General features: G+C 64.8%; 7 protein-coding genes. All 7 read left to right on the plus strand.

Translation table 11 applies throughout. From position 1 onward, the window contains the following. The first annotated feature begins 290 nt into the window (after positions 1–290). Positions 291–689, plus strand: a complete 399-nt coding sequence (gene sdhC / locus SO180_RS36850; protein WP_449383706.1) for a succinate dehydrogenase, cytochrome b556 subunit — start codon at positions 291–293, stop codon at positions 687–689. Further along, positions 686–1,090, plus strand: coding sequence for a succinate dehydrogenase, hydrophobic membrane anchor protein (sdhD, locus tag SO180_RS36855; RefSeq protein WP_449383707.1), 405 nt, complete (start codon positions 686–688; stop codon positions 1,088–1,090). Before sdhC ends, sdhD begins: the two co-directional genes overlap by 4 nt. Before the next feature lie 3 nt (positions 1,091–1,093). Then, on the plus strand, positions 1,094–2,944 hold the full coding sequence (sdhA, locus tag SO180_RS36860) for a succinate dehydrogenase flavoprotein subunit (protein WP_449383708.1): 1,851 nt from the start codon (positions 1,094–1,096) through the stop codon (positions 2,942–2,944). A gap of 113 nt (positions 2,945–3,057) precedes the next feature. Continuing rightward, entirely contained in the window at positions 3,058–3,840 is a 783-nt protein-coding gene (locus tag SO180_RS36865; protein WP_449383709.1) for a succinate dehydrogenase iron-sulfur subunit, read from the plus strand. Positions 3,841–4,033: 193 nt separating this feature from the next. After that, positions 4,034–6,172, plus strand: coding sequence for an ATP-binding protein (locus SO180_RS36870; protein ID WP_449383710.1), 2,139 nt, complete (start codon positions 4,034–4,036; stop codon positions 6,170–6,172). 55 nt (positions 6,173–6,227) lie between these two features. Beyond that, positions 6,228–8,186, plus strand: coding sequence for an ABC transporter ATP-binding protein/permease (locus SO180_RS36875; protein WP_449383711.1), 1,959 nt, complete (start codon positions 6,228–6,230; stop codon positions 8,184–8,186). 62 nt (positions 8,187–8,248) lie between these two features. Beyond that, the coding region (locus tag SO180_RS36880) for an FkbM family methyltransferase (RefSeq protein ID WP_449383712.1) at positions 8,249–8,674 on the plus strand (426 nt) is incomplete at its 3' end.

Here is an 8,674-nt window from a genome sequence, read left to right on the forward strand (position 1 = left end):
TTGCAGTATGAACGGACTGGTTCGCATGACGACGATCCTCTTGCGATTTCAAGTCGGGAGACGAGCGCCAGAAAAACTGGCTACAAATTCACTCCTTCAACATCCCGATCTCGCTCTGGTATACCGAGCCCCTGATCAGTCTTGGTTCGTCGCCGCTCTAAAGCTGAACGACGGTTCGCTTTATGGCGATTTGGTGATTGCGCGGATAGATTCGACTCCGTAAATAGGGCCGACCTTTCGCGATCCCCGCGCGCCCCATGCTGGGCCGCAATAAAACACCAAAGCCGCCCATGACCGCACGGATCGAACGACCGCTTTCACCCCACCTGCAAGTCTACCGCTGGACGCTGACGATGGCGCTGTCCATCGTCCACCGCGCCACCGGTATCGCCCTTTATGTCGGAACCCTGCTGCTGGCCTGGTGGTTGATCGCCGCGGCCTCCGGCCCGGCGGCGTACTCCCATGTGCAGGCCTTTACCGGCAGCATCATCGGACGGCTGATCGTGTTCGGGTACACTTGGGCGCTGATGCACCACATGCTGAGCGGCATCCGGCATTTCGTCTGGGACCTCGGCTATGGCTTCAAGGCCAATGAGCGCGAGGCGCTCACCTGGGGCGCGCTGATCGGCGGCATCACGCTGACTGTCCTGATCTGGATCATTGCCTACGCGATCGGAGGCGGACGATGAGCTCGACCGATACGCCCAAGCGCAGCATGCGCACCCCGCTCGGCCGCGTCCGCAATCTTGGCGCCGCGCATTCCGGCACGTCTGACTTCTGGCGCCAGCGCCTCACCGGCGTCGCCATGACGCTGTTGATGCTGCCCGTGATCGTCGTCGTCATGATGCTGCTCGGCCGCAACCAGGCGGGCGCTGCGCAGATTCTCGGCTCGCTGCCGATCGCGCTGATTCTCCTGCTCTTCATCTTCGCCAGCGCCTGGCACATGAAGATCGGCATGCAGGTCGTGATCGAGGACTACGTCCATAACGAGAAGGTGAAGCTCGTTGCGGTCATGCTCAACAACTTCTTCTCGATCGCGGTGGCGCTCGCTTCGACCTACGCGATTCTCAAGCTGTCATCCGGAGTGTAACCCATGGCTACCGGAACATCGGCCGCCACCACGAATGGCAAGGGCAACGGCGCTCCCGCCACCAACGGAAAAGCCTATCCGATCGAAGACCACACCTATGACGTCGTCGTGGTCGGCGCCGGTGGCGCGGGCCTGCGCGCCGTCGTCGGCTGCAGCGAGGCGGGCCTGCGCACGGCCTGCATCACCAAGGTGTTTCCGACCCGTTCGCACACCGTCGCGGCGCAGGGCGGCATCTCCGCCTCGCTCGGCAACATGCACAAGGACGACTGGCGCTGGCACATGTACGACACCGTGAAGGGGTCGGACTGGCTGGGCGACCAGGACGCGATCGAATACATGGTGCGTCACGCCCCCGAAGCGGTCTACGAGCTCGAGCATTGGGGCGTGCCGTTCTCGCGTACCGAGGATGGCAAGATCTACCAGCGTCCGTTCGGCGGCATGACCACGGAATTCGGCAAGAGCCAGGCGCAGCGCACCTGCGCCGCCGCCGACCGCACCGGTCACGCCATGCTGCACACGATGTATGGCCAGTCGCTGCGCCATGCGGCAGAATTCTTCATCGAGTTCTTCGCCATCGACCTGATCATGGACGACCAGGGCGCCTGCCGCGGCGTGATCGCGCTGAAGCTCGATGACGGCACGCTGCATCGCTTCCGCGCCCAGACCACGATCCTGGCGACCGGCGGCTACGGCCGCGCCTATGCGTCCTGCACCTCGGCCCATACCTGCACCGGCGACGGCGGCGGCATGGTGCTGCGCGCCGGCCTGCCGCTCCAGGACATGGAATTCGTGCAGTTCCACCCGACCGGCATCTACGGGTCGGGCTGTCTCGTCACCGAAGGCGCGCGCGGCGAGGGCGGCTATCTCGTCAACTCCGAGGGCGAGCGCTTCATGGAGCGCTACGCACCGTCGGCCAAGGACCTCGCCTCGCGCGACGTCGTCTCGCGCGCGATGACCATCGAAATCCGCGAGGGGCGCGGCGTCGGCAAGAAGAAGGATCACATCTTCCTGCACCTCGACCATCTCGATCCAAAGGTCCTGCAGGAGCGGCTGCCGGGTATTTCCGAATCGGCAAAGATCTTCGCCAATGTCGACGTGACGCGCGAGCCGATTCCGATCGTGCCGACCGTGCACTACAACATGGGCGGCATCCCGACGAATTATCACGGCGAGGTGCTGACCAAGAAGGACGGCGACGACAACGCCGTGATCCCGGGCCTGATGGCGATCGGCGAGGCGGCCTGCGTCTCCGTGCACGGCGCCAACCGTCTCGGCTCCAACTCGCTGATCGACCTCGTGGTGTTCGGCCGCGCCGCGGCGCTGCGCTGCGCCGAAAAGCTCACCGCCAACGGCAAGCAGCCGGAGCTGCCGGCGGACTCGGCCGAACAGTCGCTCGGCCGCCTCGACCACTACCGCTACGCCTCAGGCGGCACCCCGACCGCGAAGCTGCGCGAGGGCATGCAGCACGTGATGCAGAACAATTGCGCGGTGTTCCGCACCGGCGAGGTGCTGAGCGAAGGCCAGAACCTGATCCAGAAGGTCCACAGCGGCATCACCGACATCGCCGTGTCCGACCGCTCGCTGGTGTGGAACTCGGACCTCGTCGAGACGCTCGAGTTCGACAATCTGATCTCGCAGGCAGTGGTGACGATGAACTCGGCCGCCAACCGCACCGAAAGCCGCGGCGCGCATGCGCGCGAGGATTTCTCCGCACGCGACGACAAGAACTGGATGAAGCACACGCTGGCCTGGCTCGACGATGCCGCCAAGGTGACGATCGACTACCGTCCGGTGCACAACTACACCATGACCAACGACGTGCAGTACATCCCGCCGAAGGCGCGCGTGTACTGAGGAAGAACAACAGTAGCTCGTCATTCCGGGGCGATGCGGAGCATCGAGCCCGGAATCTCGAGATTCCGGGGCTGGTCCTTCGGACCATCCCGGAATGACGAAAGGTTAGAGCAATGGTTGAATTCGCACTTCCGAAGAACTCGAAGATATCAGGCGGCAAGACCTGGCCGAAGCCCGCGGGCGCGACTGAGCTTCGCGAATTCCGCGTCTATCGCTGGAATCCGGACGACGGCAAGAATCCGAGCGTCGACACCTATTACGTCGACACCCACGATTGCGGTCCGATGGTGCTGGACGGCCTGATCTGGATCAAGAACCACATCGACCCGTCGCTGACCTTCCGCCGCTCCTGCCGCGAGGGCGTCTGCGGCTCCTGCGCCATGAACATCGACGGCCAGAACACGCTCGCCTGCACCCGTTCGATGCACGACGTGAAGGACGGCGCGGTGAAGATCAACCCGCTGCCGCACCAGCCGGTGGTGAAGGATCTCGTCCCCGACCTCACCAATTTCTACGCGCAATACGCTTCCGTCGAGCCGTGGCTGAAGACGACCTCGCCGACGCCGCAAAAGGAATGGCGCCAGAGCCACGAGGACCGCGAGAAGCTCGATGGCCTCTACGAGTGCATCCTGTGCGCCTGCTGCTCGACCTCCTGCCCAAGCTATTGGTGGAACAGCGAGCGCTATCTCGGCCCCGCCGCCCTGCTCCAGGCGAACCGCTGGGTGTCCGATTCGCGCGATGAGGCAACCGGCGAACGGCTCGACAATCTCGAGGACCCGTTCCGGCTCTATCGCTGCCACACCATCATGAACTGCGCCAAGGCCTGCCCGAAAGGCCTGAACCCCGCAGAGGCGATCGCCGAGCTGAAGCTGAAGCTCGTCGAGCGGCAAGTTTAAGCGAACTTTATGCATCCGCCGCGGTCGCTGGCGCTGCGGCCGCATTGCTACCTAGAGTAGTTTAACATAGGTCTGCTACTGGCGCATCCTTTGCGGGCGGAGTCGAGCCGGCCGCAACCAAAGGTTCCATTCACAAAGCACTTCCTTCCCTGCGGGAAATTCAAGTAAACTTCGCTTCGGGTCAGGAGCGACTGTGCAGGGCGCGCAACGCAATTCGTTGAAACTGCTACAGTGGATGATGGCGGCATCCCTGGCGCTGCCGATTGCGCTGTTCATCATCGCCTCGGCGATCTCCTATAATTCGACCAACGACATCGCCGACCGCGAGATCGAGCGTACGCTCGAAGTCGCCCACGAGCATGCGCTCAAGGTGTTCGAGACCATCGACCGCAGCCTCGCCGAGCTCAACGAGGTCGTGCGCGGCCTTTCGGACGAGGCGATCCGGTCGCGCGAGGCGGTGCTGCATCTGCGCCTGAAGCGGCTGACCGATTCGCTGCCGCAGCTCAAATCCGCCTGGATCTTCGATGCGCAGGGCCACGCGCTGGTCAACAGCCTGTTGTCGCCGGCGCCGCAGCTCAGCTTCGCGGACCGGGATTATTTCAACGCGCATGTCGACCAGAACATCGGCACCTTCATCGGCACACCGCTGACGCCGCGCCAACCCTACCAGGGCGCCCGCTTCTTCGGCGTGAGCCGCCGCCGCGAATCCGACGACGGCAGCTTCATCGGCGTGATCCAGGCCTCGGTATTTCCCGAATATTTCGAGAGCTTTTATGCGCGCATCGGCAGCGATCCCGGCAGCTTCTTCGCGATGGGGCGGACCGATGGCGTCCTGCTGGCGCATTATCCGCACCTCGACCACGACGTCCGGCTCGATCCCGGCGGGCCGGTCGGCCGCAAAATCGCGCTGAGCCCCGAGCACGGGCTCATGACCATCGCCTGGCCCGCCGACGGCATCGAGCGTCGCATCGGCTACAAGCGCGTCGCCGAATATCCGATCTATGTCAGCGCGGGGCTCGAGACCGCGGCGATCCGTTCGCGCTGGCTCGCCACCATGGGCCAGCACCTGATCTTCGGCCTGCCGGCCACGGCCCTGCTGTTCTTCATCCTCGCGCTGGCATTCCGGCGCACCCAGAACCTCCAGGCCGAAGCGGCACGGCGGCGCGACGCCGAGGAGGCACTCAAGCACAGCCAGCGCCTCGAGGCACTCGGACAGCTCACCGGCGGCGTGGCGCACGACTTCAACAACCTGCTGACCGTGATCCGCGCCTCCATCGACCTATTGAACCGGCCGCAATTGTCCGAGGAGCGGAGACAGCGCTACATCAACGCCATCACAGACGCTGTCGCGCGCGCAGCGAAACTGACCTCGCAGCTCCTGGCCTTCGCGCGGCGACAGACGCTGAAGCCCGAGGTATTCGACGTCGGCGCACGCGTGCAGTCGTTGCGCGACATGATCGCCACGCTGATCGGGCCGGCCATCGAGATCGTGATCCGGCTGCCGGCGGGGTCCTTTCTCGTCAACGCCGATGCCGGCCAGTTCGAGACGGCACTGTTCAACATGGCGGTCAATGCGCGCGATGCGATGCAGGGCCGCGGCAGGATCACGTTCGCGGTGGAGGCCGCGACAGCCGTTCCCGACAGCCTGGCACATCTCGTCGGCAGCCACGGCTTCGTCACCGTCACGGTCACCGATACCGGGTCCGGCATTCCCGCAGGCCAGCTCGGCCGCATCTTCGAGCCGTTCTTCACGACCAAGCAGGTCGGCCACGGCACCGGGCTCGGCCTGTCGCAGGTGTTCGGCTTCGTCAAGCAATCCGGCGGCGAGGTGACGGTTGCGAGCGAGGTCGGCCGCGGCAGCGCCTTCACGCTCTACCTGCCGCGCGTGCCCGCCGAGGTGCTGCCGCAGCGGCAGGCGCCCGACACCGCGCCCGCAATTGCCGGCAGCGGCATGTCGGTGCTGGTCGTCGAGGACAATATCGAGGTGGCCAATTTCGCCGCCGACGGGCTCACCGAGCTCGGTTACAGCGTCACGCTGGTCGACAATGCCAGCGATGCGCTCGCCGAGCTGACCGTGGACACTGATCGCTTCGACGTGATGTTCTCCGACGTGGTGATGCCCGGCATGACCGGGCTCGATCTCGCGCACGCGATCCGCGACCGTGGCATCGACGTGCCCATCGTGCTCACCAGCGGCTACAGCCACGTACTGGCGCAGGACGGCAGTTTCGGCTTCGAGCTGCTGCAAAAGCCCTATTCGATCGAGGCGCTGTCACGCGTGCTGTACAAGGCCGCACGGCTGCGCCGTGTGCGGGATGGGGCGGCAGAATAAGGCAGCGCAACCGGAACAACGAGGAACCGTTTGATTTTCCCTCGCGTTGTTCCGGATGCAGAAGCCGGCCGCTGAGCGCGAAAAGGGCAAGACGCCACCCATTGTCGAGATCGCTGGCGAGAGCGGCGTCGAGGTCGCCCCGCCGCCTCCGGAGCTTCTCGAATCCGACGCGGATTTATCACCTGAGGAGGCCGAGGAGGCGCGCAAGGAATATCTGCTGGCGCGCTTCTGGATCAGTGCCAGGGGATTTTGGGGACAAAATGGCGATCGGCTGGCGTGGCCTTTCTCCATCGGCCTGGTGGTCCTGATCGTCGCCACCGTGGGCTGTCAGTACGGCATCAATGTCTGGAATCGCGCGATCTTCGATGCGATCGAGCAACGCAACGCCGCCACCGTCTTCCATTTGACGGCCGTGTTCTTTCCGCTCGCGTTCGGCAGCATCGCGCTTAGCGTGGCTCAGGTGTTCGCGCGCATGCGCATCCAGCGCCGCTGGCGCGGCTGGCTCACCGCAAGCGTGCTGACGCGATGGCTCGCGAACGGCCGCTACTATCAGCTCAATCTCGTCAGCGGCGACCACGATAATCCCGAATACCGGATCGCCGAGGATTTGCGGATCGCAACGGATTCGCCGGTCGACTTCCTCGCCGGCGTCACCTCGGCGTCGTTGTCTGCCGCGACCTTCATCGTCGTGCTCTGGACCATCGGCGGCGCGCTCACCGTCACGCTCGGTGGATCATCGTTCACCATTCCCGGCTTCCTGGTCGTCGCCGCGATTCTCTACGCGGCGATCGCATCCAGCTCGATCCTGGTGATCGGCCGGCGCTTCGTGCAGGTCTCCGAGAACAAGAACCAGGCGGAAGCCGACTTCCGTTATACTCTCACGCGCGTGCGCGAGAACGGCGAGAGCATCGCCCTGCTCGGTGGCGAGGACGAGGAGCGCGAGGGCATCGACCGCAACTTCACCAACGTGCTCCAGCAATGGGCGCGACTCGCCGGCCAGCATATGCGCACGACGCTGGTGTCGCAGGGCTCGAGCCTCGTTGCTCCCGTGGTCCCTCTCTTGCTCTGCGCACCGAAATTCCTCGATGGCAGCATGACGCTCGGACAGGTGATGCAGGCGACTTCCGCCTTCACCATCGTGCAGAGCGCCTTCGGGTGGCTGGTCGACAACTATCCGCGGCTCGCCGACTGGAACGCCTGCGCGCGCCGCATCGCCTCGCTGATGATGTCGCTCGATGGTCTCGAGCGCGCGGAGCAAGGCGACGGTCTCGGCCGCATCAGGCGTGGCGAAACCGGGAATGAGGCGATGCTCGAATTGCGCGACCTTTCCGTCACTCTCGACGACGGCACCGCGGTGGTCGGTGAAACCGAGGTGGTCATCGAGCCCGGCGAGCGCCTGCTGGTGGCCGGTGAATCCGGCACCGGAAAGAGCACTCTGGTGCGCGCGATCGCTGGCCTGTGGCCATGGGGTGGTGGCAGCGTCAACCTCCACCCCGACCGACGGCTTTTCATGCTGCCGCAGCGTCCCTATGTGCCGACCGGAACCCTGCGTCGCGCCGTCGCCTATCCCGGCGCCGCCGAAGACTGGACGGTCGATGAGATCTGCGCGGCCCTGCGCAAGGTCGGCCTCGATCATCTCAAGGAGAAGATCGAGGAAGAGGGCCCGTGGGACCAGACGCTCTCGGGCGGTGAGAAGCAGCGTCTCGCCTTCGCGCGCCTCCTGCTGCACAGCCCGGACATCGTGGTGCTGGACGAGGCGACCTCGGCGCTCGACGAAAAGAGCCAGGACAGGATGATGAAGATGATCACGGACGAATTGCCGAAGGCGACCATCGTCAGCGTGGCGCATCGCGCCGAGCTCGAGGCCTTTCATAGCCGCAAGATCGTGCTGGAGCGGCACAAGGGCGGCGCCAGGCTCGTGAGCGACGTCGACCTCGTTCCACGCAAGGGCCGGCGACGGCTGCTCGGCCGTTTCCTGCGTCAGCGCAAGGCAACACCGAAAAAGGCGGTCTGAGCGACATTGGAGTTGCTGGCAAAACCGGCTATGCATGCGCCGCTTGCTACGAGGACTTTTGCTTGACGCCCGATACCGACCCCACGTCCGCGCCATTCGGCGCGTTCGCGCCGAATGCGGCGCAGGCTGCGATCATCTCGCTTGCGCACCGCTCCGGACTGAAGCGCGGCGCATTCCGCCCGTGGCTGTCGCGGCTGGTCGATTTGCTGCGCGCAGGTCCGGTCGACGTGCAATATCAGGGCGCCTCGTTCCGCTTGCATCATCAGGCGAGCGCGACCGAGCGCGGCGCGCTGTTCAACCCCGACTATAATCTCGACGAGCTCGACTTCCTGCGCCAGCACACGCCGGCCGGCGGCGTATTCGTCGACGTAGGCGCCAATGTCGGCACATTTGCGCTGGTGATGGCGCGCCATGTCGGCGCGATAGGCAAGGTCATCGCGATCGAGCCGCACCCGGTGACCTTCGCGCGGCTGTCGTTCAACAACGCG

It is taken from the genome of Bradyrhizobium sp. UFLA05-112, assembly GCF_053572325.1.